The sequence below is a fragment of the Hymenobacter oligotrophus genome, assembly GCF_003574965.1.
In the GTDB taxonomy this organism is placed as follows: Bacteria; Bacteroidota; Bacteroidia; order Cytophagales; family Hymenobacteraceae; genus Solirubrum; species Solirubrum oligotrophum.
On the sequence record NZ_CP032317.1, the window covers coordinates 565101 to 579478 of the forward strand.

8 protein-coding genes are annotated in these 14378 nt (G+C 63.0%); 5 read left to right on the forward strand and 3 right to left on the reverse strand.

What is annotated here, in order from left to right:
* Positions 1 to 69: 69 nt before the first annotated feature.
* From D3Y59_RS02335 to D3Y59_RS02350, 4 genes are all read left to right on the forward strand, one after another.
* Positions 70 to 789, forward strand: a complete 720-nt coding sequence (locus tag D3Y59_RS02335; protein ID WP_119443582.1) for a DUF92 domain-containing protein — start codon at positions 70 to 72, stop codon at positions 787 to 789.
* 304 nt (positions 790 to 1093) lie between these two features.
* Positions 1094 to 2005, forward strand: coding sequence for an ABC transporter ATP-binding protein (locus D3Y59_RS02340; RefSeq protein WP_119443583.1), 912 nt, complete (start codon positions 1094 to 1096; stop codon positions 2003 to 2005).
* Positions 2002 to 5592 carry an ABC transporter permease/M1 family aminopeptidase gene (locus D3Y59_RS02345; RefSeq protein ID WP_119443584.1) on the forward strand — a complete coding sequence of 1197 codons (3591 nt, stop codon included), beginning with the start codon at positions 2002 to 2004 and terminating at the stop codon, positions 5590 to 5592. Before D3Y59_RS02340 ends, D3Y59_RS02345 begins: the two co-directional genes overlap by 4 nt.
* Positions 5589 to 9242 (forward strand): ABC transporter permease/M1 family aminopeptidase, encoded by a 3654-nt coding sequence (locus tag D3Y59_RS02350; RefSeq protein ID WP_119443585.1) that lies wholly within the window; start codon positions 5589 to 5591, stop codon positions 9240 to 9242. Before D3Y59_RS02345 ends, D3Y59_RS02350 begins: the two co-directional genes overlap by 4 nt.
* Positions 9243 to 9468: 226 nt before the next feature.
* Here the strand turns inward: D3Y59_RS02350 and D3Y59_RS02355 are convergent, their stop codons facing one another.
* Complete coding sequence (locus D3Y59_RS02355) at positions 9469 to 10119, reverse strand: thioredoxin family protein (RefSeq protein ID WP_059070055.1); 651 nt, start codon at positions 10117 to 10119, stop codon at positions 9469 to 9471.
* Positions 10120 to 10159: 40 nt separating this feature from the next.
* A complete protein-coding gene (locus tag D3Y59_RS02360) occupies positions 10160 to 10651 on the reverse strand; it encodes a TlpA disulfide reductase family protein (RefSeq protein WP_119443586.1) in 492 nt (163 codons plus the stop codon).
* A 222-nt stretch (positions 10652 to 10873) separates the two neighbouring features.
* On the opposite strand from D3Y59_RS02360, the gene D3Y59_RS02365 reads away from it, so the two are divergent.
* A complete protein-coding gene (locus D3Y59_RS02365; RefSeq protein WP_240410482.1) occupies positions 10874 to 11794 on the forward strand; it encodes an alpha/beta hydrolase in 921 nt (306 codons plus the stop codon).
* Between the two features lie 12 nt (positions 11795 to 11806).
* On the opposite strand, the gene D3Y59_RS02370 is transcribed toward D3Y59_RS02365, so the two are convergent.
* On the reverse strand, positions 11807 to 14359 hold the full coding sequence (locus D3Y59_RS02370; protein WP_119446285.1) for a M1 family metallopeptidase: 2553 nt from the start codon (positions 14357 to 14359) through the stop codon (positions 11807 to 11809).
* Positions 14360 to 14378: the final 19 nt, after the last annotated feature.

Consider the following 14378-nt stretch of genomic DNA (forward strand, 5'->3'; position numbering starts at 1 on the left):
GCAGCGCGTAAAAAAATGCGCGGCCGGCCGTGTGGTTCGCGTTTGAGGCCGGGGCTCTATCTTCCGGCCATGAAATCCGTGCTCGAGCTTGCTCCCGTGCTGTTGTTGCTGGGCCTAGGTATGGGCTATAGCTACCGGGCACGTAAGCTCACGGGGGCGGCGGTAGGGGTGGGCGGCCTGCTAGGCGTGCTCATTTACCTGGGAGTGGGATACCTAGGGCTGGGCTTGCTGGCACTTTTTTTCGCGCTCGGCACGGCGGCCTCGGCGTGGCGCGTGGCCGACAAACGCCGGCTGGGCTTGGCCGAGGAAAACCGCGGCCGGCGCCGTGCAGGCCAAGTGCTGGCCAACGCCGGCGTGGCGGGTGCCCTGGGGTTGCTAAGCTGGTTGTGGCCCACATTTGCGCCCCTAGGTGCCCTGATGCTGGCCGGCGCATTTGCCGCCGCCACCGCCGATACGCTGGCCTCGGAGCTGGGCAACGTGTACGGCAGCCGCTACGTGAATGTGCTAACCCTGCGCCCCGATACGCGCGGCGAAAACGGCGTGGTAAGCATGGAAGGCACCTTGCTTGGTGCCGCCGGCAGCGCCGTGCTGGCCGCGGCTTACTGTTTCGTGCACGGTTGGGGGCCCTGGGCTGGTGGGCTGCTGCTGGCCGGCACCGCCGGCAACATCGCCGACTCGCTGCTGGGCGCTACCCTGGAGCGCCGCGGAGCCCTCTCCAACGACGCAGTAAACACCCTAAATACGCTGGTGGGCGCGTTGGTGGCCGGCGCTTGCGGGCTGCTATTTTAGCCCCTGCAGCCCCAATGCCATCCGGCACCTAGGGTAGGTGGCCTTTCCTTCAGCGGCAAAGGCATGCGGCCAAATAGCGCAATGGTTGCCCTAAAGTGGCTAGCCGCCCGCACCGGATGTGCCTAATAAAATTTACTCACTTTGTATTGCAAAGTAGCTGCGGTTTATCTTGCTTTGTAACACAAAGTGCTTTTTGATTAAGTGCTCTTTTCGACCGCAATTTCGGGTTATACATACACCGTCAGCGCGCCCGAAACCGACGCCTGTAGCCCACTCAACGTCTTCACCCGCCTGCCTCTTTGTTATGGAATTACGCATACGCAACGTTTCGAAAAGCTACGCCAACGGGGTGCACGCCCTGAAAGACGTTAGCCTGACCATTCCGGCGGGCATGTACGGGCTGCTGGGCCCCAACGGCGCGGGCAAAAGCACGCTCATGCGCACGCTGGCCACGCTGCAACAGCCCGATGCCGGCAGCATCCACCTAGGCGACATCGACGTGCTGCGCGAGCAGGAAGCCGTGCGCCAAACCCTCGGGTACCTGCCGCAGGAGTTCGGCGTGTATCCCAAAGCCCGGGCCGAAGATTTGCTGGATTACTTCGCCATTCTGAAAGGCATAACCAACCGGGCCGAACGCTGCCAGGTGGTGGAGGCCTTGCTGCGGCAAACCAACTTGTGGGAGGTGCGCCGGCAAAAGCTGGGCGGCTTTTCGGGCGGCATGCGCCAGCGCTTTGGCGTGGCGGTGGCCTTGCTGGGCAAGCCCCAGTTGCTGATCGTCGACGAGCCCACGGCCGGCCTCGACCCGGCCGAGCGCGTGCGCTTCCTCAACCTGCTCAGCGAGCTGGGCGAAAACAGCGTGGTCATCCTCTCCACCCACATCGTGGAAGACGTGGCCGAGCTCTGCACGCGCATGGCCATCATCAACCAAGGCCGCATTTTGCTTGAGGCCGAGCCGCTGCAGGCCGTGCAGGAGCTGCAGGGCCGCATCTGGCGCCGCCTGGTGGCGAAAAGCGAGCTGCCGCAAGTGGAGCAGCAACACCACGTGATTTCGACTAAGTTGCTCAGCGGCTGCACGTTGGTGCACGTGTACAGCCCCGAAGACCCCGGCGCGGGCTTCGAGCCGGTTACGGCCGACCTGGAAGACGTGTACTTCAGCACCATGGCCGGGCACTTCGGCCAGGCCGTAGCCCCAGCCGCTCAGGCAGCCCGCGTATGATATTCTGGACGATTTACCGCTTCGAGCTCGGCTACCAGCTGCGCCGGCCGTGGCCATGGCTGTTTATGACCGTGCTGCTGGCGCTCAGCTTTTTGATGACGCGCGACGGCTCGGTGGCTGCCGTGCTGTACTCCGAGTTTTATCTCAACTCGCCGTTTGCCGTGGCCAAAACCACGGTGTTTGGCGGCTTGGTGTGGCTGGTAATGGCCGCCGCCATTGCCGGCGACGCCGCCGCGCGCGACGTGGCCACCGGCATGCACCCGCTCACCTACACCACCCCTGTCAGCAAAGCACAGTACTTGGGCGGGCGGTTTTTGGCAGCGCTGGTGCTCAATGCTTTGCTGCTGCTGGCGGTGCAGGCGGGCATATTGCTGGGCGTGTACCTGCCCGGGGTTGATGCGGAGCTGATCGGCCCGTTCCGGCCCAGCGCCTTCCTCACCTCGTACGCCCTTATTGCCCTGCCCAACGCCCTGGCAGCCACCACCATTCAGTTTGGGCTGGCGGCCCGCAGCGGCCGCGCCATGGCCGGCTACTTCGGCAGCTTCCTGATCGTGTTCATGGGCTTCTTCGTGGCCTCGATGCTATTGTTCCGGCGCAGCCTCGGCTCGTTGCTCGACCCCATCGGCATCCGGTTTGTGGTGGAGGACATTGCGCACCTCTGGACGCCCGCCGAAAAAAACACGCGCCTGCTCGGGCTGGAGGAACCGCTGCTCAGCAACCGGCTGCTGTGGCTGGGCCTGGCCTTGGGCGCGGGCGTTGCCACTTACCTAGGGTTTCGGTTTGCGCACCGCGCCGAGGGCAGCTGGCTCAGCCGCTTTCGGGCGCGTTCGAAAGCAACGGCCCAAGTGCTGCCCGCCCGCCTTGGCATTGCGGCCAGCGCGCCGGTGGCCGTGCCGGCGGTGCGGCAGCGGTTTGGCCTGGCCACCCACTTGCGCCAGCTGCTGGCCGTGGCCGCGGCCTCGTTCCGGATGCTGGTGCTGAGCTGGGCCGGGCTGGCGCTGCTGGTAGCCATTCCGCTGCTTACGGTGCCGGTAGTGGTCGATCAGATGAGCTCGAACGACGTGCCGCTGCTGCCCGCCACCGCGTTGGTAGTGAAAGAGCTGACGGCCTCGCTGGCCGACGAGCTGAGCCGCTGGGTTGTCGTACCCTTTCTGATTGTGTACTTCGCCGGCGAGCTGGTGTGGCGCGAGCGGGAGGCCCGCCTCGACGAAATCACCGACGCGCTGCCCAGCACCGATTGGGTGTCGATGGCGGGCAAATACCTAGGGCTGAGCGCCACGCTGGCCTTGTTTATGGCCCTGCTGGCCTTGGCGGGCGTAGCGGCCCAAACCTTGGTGGGCCACCACCACTACGAGCCCGCGCTTTACCTGAAAACCATGTTCGGGCTGCAGTTGCCCGAGTACTTGCTCTTTGCGCTGCTGGCCTTGGCGGTGCACGCTGTGGTCAATCAGAAATACATTGGGCATTTGGTGGCCATTATGGCTTTTGTGTTCATTACGCTGGCCTCGCTGTTCGGCGTCGAGCACAAGCTGCTGATTTACGGCGGCGGCCCCGGGTGGTCGTACACCGATATGCGCGGATTCGGGGCTTCCGTAGGTCCGTGGCTGTGGTTTAAGCTGTACTGGGCAGCCTGGGCGCTCCTGCTGGCGGTGGCGGCGCGGCTGCTGTGGCCGCGAGGCAAGCAAACTACCCTGGGCGCGCGCCGCCAGCTGGCGCGCGGCCGCTTTACGCCTGCCACGGCCGCAATAACCGCGGTGGGGGCGGGGCTGGCGCTGGCCCTAGGTGGGTTCATCTTCTACAACACCAACGTGCTGAACCGCTACACCTCCGCCGCCGACCGCTCGCGAAACGCGGCCGCCTACGAGCAGCGCTTCGGCCGCTACGCCCGGCGCCCGCAGCCGCGGGTGACGGCGGGCAACCTGCGCATCGAGCTGTACCCCGAGCGGCAAACGGCCGACATCCGGGGCAGCTACCGGCTCGTCAACCGCAGCGCCGTCGCCATCGACTCGGTGCACGTGGCCACCGCGCCGGGCGTCGAAACCACGGACCTTGCGTTCAACCGGCCGGCGGCCCGCGTACTGCACTCGCAGGAGCTGTACCACCAGGTTTTTGCCCTGCAAACGCCCTTGCAGCCCGGCGACTCGTTGCAGCTCCGCTTTCGGGTGCGCGTGGCGCCGCGCGGCTTCGGCGTGAACGGCGTCGATAACTCGTTGGAAGCCAACGGCACCAATTTCAGCAACACCTGGCTGCCGGCAATTGGCTACCAGGAAAGCCGCGAGCTGATTGGGGCGGCCGAGCGCCGCGCCCACGCGTTGGCCCCGCGCCCCGTAATTGCCTCGCTCTACAACGGCGAAGCGCGTCAAAAGCTGGGCGGCGGCGGCGTTGCTTTTGAAGCCGTGATTGGCACCGCCGCCGACCAAACTGCTGTGGCGCCGGGCAAGCTGCGCCGCAGCTGGCAAGCAGGCGGCCGCCGGTATTTTCAGTACTCAACCGATGCCCCCATCGGCGGCGAGTGGAGCATTTTTTCGGCCCGCTACGCCGTGCGGCAGTACCAGTGGCGCAACCCCGATGCCCCGGGGCAAGTGGTGGCTATTCAGCTCTTTCACCACCCGGGGCACACGGCGCACCTAGGGCGGGTGGTGGAGGGAGCCAAGGCTTCGCTGCGTTACTACAGCCAACAGTTTGGGCCCTACCGGCACAGCTACCTCAGCGTTGTGGAGCGGGCCGGCCTGGGCACGGGCATGCACGCCGATGCCGCCATGATTTCGCACGGCGAAGGGTTTACCCTCTGGAACCCCGGCACTGCCCCCGGCAGCCACGACCACCCCTACGCCATTGTGGCCCACGAAATGGCCCACCAGTGGACGGTGCCGTACGCCGCCGTGGAGGGCGCCCCCATAATGTCGGAAAGCCTGGCTTGGTATTACGCCCTGAAAGCCGTGGAGCACGCCAAAGGTCCTGAAGACCTGCGCGCTTTGCTGGGCTACATGCGGCAACCGTACCCGTTCCCGGTAATCCGGCGGGGCGAGCCGCTGCTGCGCGGCCTCGATCCGTACCTCTCGTACCGCAAAGGGCCCTTTGTGCTGTATGCGCTGAGCGAGTACCTAGGCGAGGCGCAGGTGAACGGTGCGCTGCGCCGCCTGCTCGAGAAACACCGCACCCCCGACGCGCCGCTGGCCACCACCCTCGATTTGTACCACGAGCTACGGGCCGTAACGCCCGATTCGCTGCGGCCGCTGCTGCACGACTTCTTCGAGGTAAACACCTTTTGGGAGCTGAAAACCACGCAAGCCACGGCCCGGCAAACCAAAGCCGGCACCTGGCAGGTAAGCCTCGCGGTGCAGGCCCGCAAAACCGTGGCCGACAGCGCCGGTGCCGTTAGCGCCGTGCCCATGAACGACTTGGTGGAGGTAGCGGCCTTTGCCGCCGACGGCAAGCCGCTGTACCAGCAACGGCACCGCATTCGCACGGGTGGGCAGCGCATCCTTATTGCGGTGCCCGGCAAGCCGGCCCGCGCGGGCCTCGACCCCAACCAACTGCTGCTCGATCTGAAACCCGACGACAACACCGCGCCGGTGCAGCCATGACGTTTCGAACGATCTTCCGCTACGAGCTGCGTTACCAGCTGGGGCACATAACCACGTGGCTGTTTGGGGCGGTGCTGCTGCTGTTTCCGCTGCTGCTCACCAAAATCGGCACGCCCGCCGACGGCACCTACAACAACGCGCCCGCGTCCATTGCCTTTCTCACGGTGTTCAGCAACGTGGTGTGGCTGCTCATGGCCGGCGCCATCAGCGGCGACGCGGCCGCCCGCGACGTGCAAACCCGCATGCATCCCTTGCTCTACACCACCCCCGTAAGCAAGGCCGAGTACCTAGGCGGCCGGTTTGCAGCGGCGTTGGCGCTCAATGCTTTGCTGCTGCTGGTAGTGCAAGTGGGGTTGTGCCTGGGGTTTTACTCGCCCGGCTGGAAGCCCCAGTTTCTGGGGCCGTTTTTGCCGCTGGCGCACCTCACAGCCTATGCCTACCTAGGCTTGCCCATTGCCTTGGCCGCCACCGCCCTGCAGTTTACGCTGGCCACGCTCAGCGGCCGGGGCATGGGCAGCTACATCGGCAGCGCGCTGCTGTTCTTCGTCTCGCATTTTATCGTGATGATTGTGGCCAAGGCCGTGGGCTGGTGGGACTTAACCAAGCTGCTCGATATCGTGGGGTTTGCCAGCATCGTGGGCGGCGAAATGGAAACCTGGACGCCCGCGCAAAAAAACACGCAACTGATTAAGCTGGCGGGGCTGTTCGGCTGGAACCGGCTGCTTTGGCTGGGCATTGCCGTTGGCCTGCTGGCCTTCACGTACGTGCGGTTTGCGTTCGGGCACCCGGTGGCCGGCCGCGGTTGGCGCCCGTGGCTGGGCCGGGCGCGCGCCCAAGTGCCGGGCCCAACGCCTGCCGTGGCCGCCCCAGCAACTGCGCGCGCCGTGGTGGTACCGCAGGTAAGCCGCCCGTTTAGTTTCGGTACCGCTGTGCGCCAAACCTTGGCCGTGGCTTGGTCGTCGTTTGGGTACGTGGCGCGCAGCCGTATTGGCTTGCCGTTGGTGGCGCTTATTGCCCTAGGTTCGGCGCTGCTCGGGTCGGAGTTCATGGAGCAAAACACCATTCCGCTGTTCCCGACCACCCAACAGGTAATTGATTTTCTGACTACGCCGCTCGGCAACGTCAAAACGCCGTGGCTCGTGCTGCCGCTGCTCCTCATGTACTTCGCCGGCGAGCTGGTGTGGCGCGAGCGGGAGGCCGGCCTCAGCGAAATTGCCGACGCGGCCCCCGTATCGGAGTGGGCCTTGCTAGTGGGCAAGTTCCTGGGCCTTGGGCTGCTGATTGCCACCTGGATGCTGATTCTGCTGCTGGGCGGAATGCTGCTGCAAGCCATTCTGGGATACAACAAGTTTGAAGTGGGCCTGTACCTAAAGGCGTTGTTTGGGCTGCAGTTGGCCGAATACCTGCTCTTTGCCATGCTGGCCTTGGTGGTGCACGTGCTCGTCAACCAAAAGTACCTAGGGCACCTGGCCCTGCTGCTCGTGCTGGGCTTTATGGGCTTTGCCGCCAAGCTCGGCGTGCACCACCACCTGCTGGTGTTCGGTACAGCGCCCGATTGGTGGTACACCGACATCCGGGGCTTCGGCAGCTCGCTCGGGCCGTGGCTGTGGTTTAAGCTGTATTGGGCGGCTTGGGCGCTGCTGCTGGCGGTGGCGGCCCGGCTGCTGTGGGCGCGCGGCAAGGAAAACAACCTAGGGCCGCGGCTGCAGGCAGCCCGCAGCCGCTTCACGCCCGCAACCGCCGCTACAACCGTGGCAGGAGCGGGGCTGGTGTTGGGCCTAGGTGGGTTTATCTTCTACAACACCAACGTGCTGAACGAACACACCACGGCCGCCGACGAAAACGAGCACCGCGCGGAGTACGAGCGACGCTACGCCCGGTACGGCAACCGTCCGCAGCCGCAGTTGGCCAGCACCAAATTGCAAGTAGAGCTGTACCCGGAGCGACAGGCAGTAACAATACGGGGCAGCTACCGCCTCGTCAACCGCAGCGCCGTCGCCATCGATACCATTCACCTGGCCACAGCCCGCGGTGCCGAAACCAGCGCCGTGTCGTTTGGGCGGCCGGCCAAGCAAGTACTGGCCGACGAGCCACACGGCCACCGCATGTACGCATTGCAACAGCCGCTGCAGCCCGGCGACTCGCTGCAGCTCAGCTTCCGGATAGATGGCAAGCCCAAGGGCTTCGGCAACAACGGCAGCAAAGCCTTGGTGGAGGCCAACGGAACCTACCTGATGAGCCAGGATGTGCTGCCCGCCATTGGCTACCAACCCCTGCGCGAGCTGCGCGAGGCAAGTGCCCGCAAGCAGCACGGCCTGGAGGCGCGCCCCGAAATTCCGTCGCTCTACGATGTAGCCGCCCGCCAAAAGTCGACGCGCGGCGACTGGACAACTTTTGAGGCGGTAGTGGGCACCGCTGCCGATCAGGTTGCCGTAGCGCCGGGCAAGCTGCGCCGCAGCTGGAAAGCTGGCGGGCGCCGCTACTTTCACTTCGTAACCGATGCGCCCATTCAAAACCAGTCGGTGTTCTTCTCGGCCAATTACGCGGTGCGTAGTGTGCAGTGGCGCAGTGCCCAACTGCCCACCGCCAAACCCGTCGATATCAGCCTGTACTACCATTCCGGGCACACCAACAACGTCGAGCGCATGTTGCGCAGCGTACGCGCTTCGCTCGATTACTACACGGAGCAGTTCGGCGCCTATCCGTACGGCCACCTCACCATCATCGAGCGGGCGGGCACCGAGGGCGAGCTGAACGCCGAGGCCAGCACCATCGACTACGGCGAGCAGTTTGCCCTGATGAACCCCGATGCCAGCCCGCGCGGCTTTGATTTGCCGTACTACGTGCTGGCCCACGAGGTAGCGCACCAATTTGGCCTGGGCTTCGCGAGTGTTGAAGGCGCCCCGTTTTTGGCCGAGGGCTTGGCGGTGTACTCAGGCATGCAAGTGCTCGAAAAAAGCTACGGCTACGGCCACTTGCGCCGCTACCTCAGCTTTTTGCGCCAGTCGTACGAGGTGCCACGCTCCCGCGCCATGGTGCCCTTGCTGCGGGCCAACAATGCCTTCATGGGCTACCGCAAAGGCCCGTTGGCGCTGTACGCGCTCAGCAAATACATCGGGCAAGAGCAGGTAAACACCGCGCTGCGGCAACTGAAACTAAAGCACAGCCCCAAAGTGCCGCCGCTGGCTACCACGCTCGATTTGTACCGCGAGCTGCGCGCCGTTACGCCCGATTCGCTCCACTACCTGCTGCACGACCTGTTCGGGGCCAACACCTATTGGGAGCTGCAAACCAAGCAGGCCTCGGCCCGGCAAACCAAAGCCGGCACCTGGCAAGTGAGCCTGGAGGTGCAGGCCCACAAAGTAGTAATCGACAGCACCGGTGCCCGGCACGAACAACCCCTAAACGACTGGGTGGAAATTGGGGTAATTGCCCCACGCGAGAAGGACGAAGACTACGGCAAGCCGCTGTACCTGCAAAAGCACCGCATCCGCTCGGGGCAACAAACCATCAGCGTAACCGTGCCCCGCAAACCCGCCCGCGCCGGCATCGACCCATACCTGTTGCTGGTTGATTTGGATGGGGACAATAATGTGAAGGATGTGCAGACTGCGGGGGCCATGGCAACCGCTAAAGCAACCCAACGGTAACGGAGCATTATCAACAAAAAAGCCCGGCAAGGTTTACTTGCCGGGCTTTTTTGTTGCCTTCGGGACACTGGGTTTAGGCAGTCAGTTAATACAACTGTAGTCTTTGGTCGTCATGCTGAGCCTGTCGAAGCATCTTTACCGCTTCGTTGGATAGTGTCTGACGAAGGGTAGAGATGCTTCGACAAGCTCAGCATGACGGTGTTTTGGGTATGCGTACTTAAAGCACCTAGGCTTTCTTCTTCCACTTAATAGTGCATCCAATGGCTTTCGTCGAAGTAGTCTGCACGGGCTTACCGGCCATCAGCTGCGTCATGGCCGATTCTACATAGCGCTCCGTGGCGGCGGTGCCGTCCTCGGTGTTGTTGTCGATGGCGCCGATGTACGCCACCTTAAAGTCTTGGCCCGAGCGCTGCAGCACGTACACGTGCGGCGTGCGGGTGGCGCCAAAAGTACGGGCCACGCTCTGGGTTTCGTCGAACAGGTACGGGAAGGCGTACTTCTTCTCGGTGGCGCGTTCCTGCATTTTCTCAAACGAGTCGCCGGGGGCAATTTGCGGATCGTTGGGGTTGATGGCCACTACCGGGTAGCCCTGCGAGGCATACTTCTGGTGCAGGGCCATAATGCGCGATTCGTAGGCTTGGGCGTAAGGGCAGGTGTTGCACGTAAACACCACGATGTAGCCTTTGGCGCCGGCGTTGCTGCTCAACGAAACGGTTTTGCCATCCACGTTCTTCAGCTTGAAATCCATGGCTTTGTCGCCCACCTTGTAACCTTCGTCGGGGCTGGGGCCTGGGCCGGGGGTGCGCATGTAGCTGCTAAAGCCGACGATCAGGGCCAGCACTAGCAGCAGGGGCAGGAGGTACGCTGCTTTCTTCATGGGTTGTTTGGGTTGTGAGAGGTGAACAACAAAGACGGACCTAGGGCCGCACAAACGGGCGGAGGGCCTGCGTCAGCTCGGCTTCGGTAAGCGGCTGCTCGAACGAGGTGCGCAGCTTGCGCCGGTTGTTGATGAGCAGCGTAAACGGCAACGCACCCGACCACTTCGGGTCTACTTTATCAATGTAAGCATTAGCGTCGGTTTCGTTGAGCAGCCACACGGTGGAGGCCAGGCGTTGCTGCTTCACAAAAGGCTTTACCTTCTGCTCGAGCTTCGACGGAAAGTCGAGGCTCACGAGTAGCACCCGCACTTTTTGGTTGGCGTAGCGCGCCCGTACCTTCTCGAAGTGCGGCAGCTCCTCGATGCAGGGTTTGCACCACGTAGCCCAGAAGTTGATAACGTAAGTAGTATCGGTGGGCCGGGCCAACACCCGCTGCAGCGCGGGCAGCTTCACTACCGAAACCTTTTGGGCCCAGGCCGGAGCGGCACCTAGGCACAAAAGCAATAAAACCAAAACGCGCAAGTGTTTCATGGGCAAGTGCCTAGGTGGCGGCAGCAGTTAGTGCAACGAACAAGACACCGCACCGGCGAAAGCGTTGCGCGGGGGCGGGTATGTATATCCTTTCGCAATAATATTAATGCATTGGTTGCCTACCCAGGCCACTTAGTCACGGCCCTGCAAACCGATGCGCGCACCTAGGGCGTATAGCTGAGGCGGGCCCTAGGGTGGCCCCGCTGCTTTCAGGTTGTATTTATGCGTGTAGTTCGTTGGATGAAGATGCTGGTTGCACTAACCGGCCCCCTGTGGTTGCTGGTAGCCAACGATGAGGCCCTGGCCCGGCCCAGCCGCCGCACCGCCGACGTGGCCTACGTAGCCGCCAACGCGCCCGATTACGATGCGGAGCGGCACCGCCTTGATGTGTATGCGCCGCGGCGCAAAGCCGGGGCTAGCTACCCGGTGGTGGTATTTATTCATGGCGGCAACTGGAACAGCGGCCGCAAAGAGATATACCGCTTTGTGGGGCGCCGCTTGGCCAAGCAGGGTGTGGTAGCGGTAGTTATTAACTACCGCTTGGCGCCGCAGGTGCAAGTGCCGGCCATGGCCAACGACTGCGCCCGCGCCGTGCGCTGGACCAAAGAGCACATTGGGGAGTTCGGCGGCGACCCTGGGCGCATTTACCTGATGGGCCACTCGGCCGGGGGCGGACTGGCCGCCCTGCTCGCTACCAACGATGCGCTGTTTGCCCAGCTCGGCCTGCCGCAAAACCCCGTGCGCGGCGTCATCCTGAACGACCCCGCCGGGCTGAACATGTACGCGTACCTACAGAAAAAGCAGTACCCCGACGATTCGCAGTACGTGGTGGCCTTCGGAACTGCACCCGCGGGTTGGCGGCAGGTGTCGCCGTACTACTACCTCACGCCCAAAAGCCCGCCTTTTCTTGTCTTCGTCGGCGGCGAAACCTATGGCTCCATTGCCAGCAGCAGCGAGGAGTTTCGGCAACGGCTAACGGAGCTGGGTCACCAGCCGGGCTTTACCGTGATGAAGGGCAAAAAGCACGTGCCCATGGTGCTGCAGCTCTATTGGAAAAACAACATGATTTACCGGCAACTGCTGCCCTTTGTGGGCGCTAAGCCGCAGCCCGAGCACCTGGGCACTGCCCAAGGCCAACCCTAGGTGCTCGGCGCATTACTGCACCAGCTTCTCGGCCCGAAACACGTCGTCGGCGGCTTGCAGCAGCTTAGCGCGCAGCTTGGGGTTGAAGTTGGGGTGCGCTTTGAGGAAGCTACGGACCGTGGCCGCCGCACTGGCGCTCTGGTAATTACCTAGGGTGGCCTGCAGCCAGGAGTAAGGGAAGAAAATGTCGCCGGTTAGCTGAATTTCTTCGAGCAGCTCGAGGCTTTGGGGCAGGTACTTTTCGGAGGTGCGCTGGCGCAAGGGGTGGTGCAGCGCACCTAGGGCCGAGAGCACCCAGGCTTCTTTTTCGCGGTTCTGCTCGTCGCGCAGCGAGGCGAAAAACGCATCGCGCGTAGCAACGTCGGGCGAGAGGGCAGGCATCAGGAACTGCAGCCGCTTTTGGCGATCGGGGTTTTTGATGCGGGCCAGTTGCTTGGTCAGGATTTGCGGATCGGCGGCGTAGTCGCGCACGGCCAATGCTTGGGTCAGCGCGGTGTAATCGTCTTCGGTAAGCGTAACGCCCGCAGGGGCCTGTTGCGTGCTCCAAACATGGTACAGGCGCTCTTGCGCCGGCTGGCTTAGCGCCACCGATTGGTAGCTTTTGAACAACAGCTTGCGGACGTTGCCCGAGCTGTTCTGCTGCATCGTGCGCCACAAGTCAGCCTCGAGGGCCGGAGCTAGGGCAGTGCGCTCCGCGGGCTTCAGCAGCTTCCAGTAAATATCGGAAAGCTGGCCCGTGAGTAGCTTCAGGTTTAGTTCTTCATTTTCGAGGGGCAGTTGTTGGCGGTAGAGGTCAAGCAGTTGGCGCGGAGGCAGCACCCGGCCGTTCAGCATGTTCTCGTAAAGGCTGATATAGGCCGATGCCCTAGCCACCGGGTTCGGCAGCTTGCCTAGGTTGGGCAGCAGCTGCTTATCAACGGGGAAAACCCCGTAGCCCAGGCCCGAGGAGTTGAACAACACAAACGCCGGAGCTGGCTGGCCGGCCACTTCCGCTAGCTGCACCTGCCGCTGGTTCATGTTCACGGTCAGCTCCTTGCTGGTGCCGTTGGGGTATACCAGCAGCACCTCAAACACCTGCGGCCAGAGGCGGTCGGAGCCGTCTTCGGCGCGCTGCCTGAGTTCGAGCTGGCTGATTTTACCTGCCTGGGTTTGCAGCTTGTAGTCGATAACGGGGCGGCCGGGCTGGTTTACCCACACCTGGTTCCAGGCCTGCAAACCGGCGGGCGTGCGGCGGTCGAGAATGCCGATGAGGTCGGGCCAGGTGGCGTTGCCGTGGGCGTAGGTGCGCAGGTACTCCTGCAAGCCCGCCCGAAACGCCTCTTCGCCCATCAGCCGCTCCAGCTGCCGCATCATTATGGGCGCTTTGTGGTAAATGATATTGCCGTAGAGCGAGCCGGCATCCTGCAGGTTATCCAACTCCTGCCGAATGGGATTGGCGCCCTGGGTGCGGTCGATACCGTAGGCGGCAGGGTAGTGGTCGGTCACGAATTTGAGGTCGTAGTTGGAGTTGGCTACGGCCACCTGCGTGATTTTATCGGCCATGAAGTTGGCAAACACCTCCTTCATCCACACGTCGTTAAACCACTGCATCGTCACCAAGTCGCCAAACCACATGTGGGCGGTTTCGTGGGCGATGAGCGAGGAACGGGCAATCTGCTGATCCTGCGTGGCGCCTTCGTCGAGGAACAGCGTGCTGGCCTTGTAATCGATGGCGCCCACGTGCTCCATGCCGCCGTACTGAAAGTCGGGAATAGCCACGAAATCGAACTTACGGAAGGGGTACGGAACGCCCGTGTACGCCTCCATGAACTTCAGCGCATCGGCATGAATCTGGAAAATCGGACCTAGGCTAAGCTGCAATTTGCTTGCATCGGTTTCGCGGTGCAGCAGCTGCATGGTGCGCCCGCCCGCCTCGCGCGACAACCGCGTGAACTTGCCGGCCACAAACGAGAACAAGTAAGTGCTGATGGTATCGGAAGGGGCGAAGCGGTAGGTTTTGGTGCTGCCCGCCACGGTTGAATCCTGCACCGGTCCGTTGGCCAACGCTTGCCAACCGTTCGGCACCGTTAGCTGCAACTGAAAACTGGCTTTCAGGTTGGGCTGATCGAACACCGGAAACACCGTACGGGCGCGGTCGGGTACCAGCAGCGTGTACACGAAATCGTCGGAACGGTTCAGCGACAAATCACCGGCTACAAACTCGATCTGCACCGCGTTACGGCCGCGCTTGAGGGCCTGCGCGGGCAGCACCACGTGCTCGTCGCGGTGGTCGATGGCAACCTCCTTGCCGTTCACTACCACGCGCCGGAGGTGGTCGGTTTTCTCCTTGAAGTCGAGCTGCACGGGCTGGCTGGCGTCCGACAGCTTAAACGACACCACCTCCGAAGCCACCACCGGCTCGGCTTTGCGCTCGGGTATGCTTAGCTGCAGTTGGTACCCTAGGTTGCTGATGAGCCGTTTGCGCTGCTCGGCCAACTGAAGCGAAACGCCCTTTGCCACGGGCACAGTCGTAGCGGTGGTTGGCGACAGGTTTTTTTGGCAGGCAGTAGCAAGCAAGGCAAGCATAAACCAGCTTGCCTGTTCA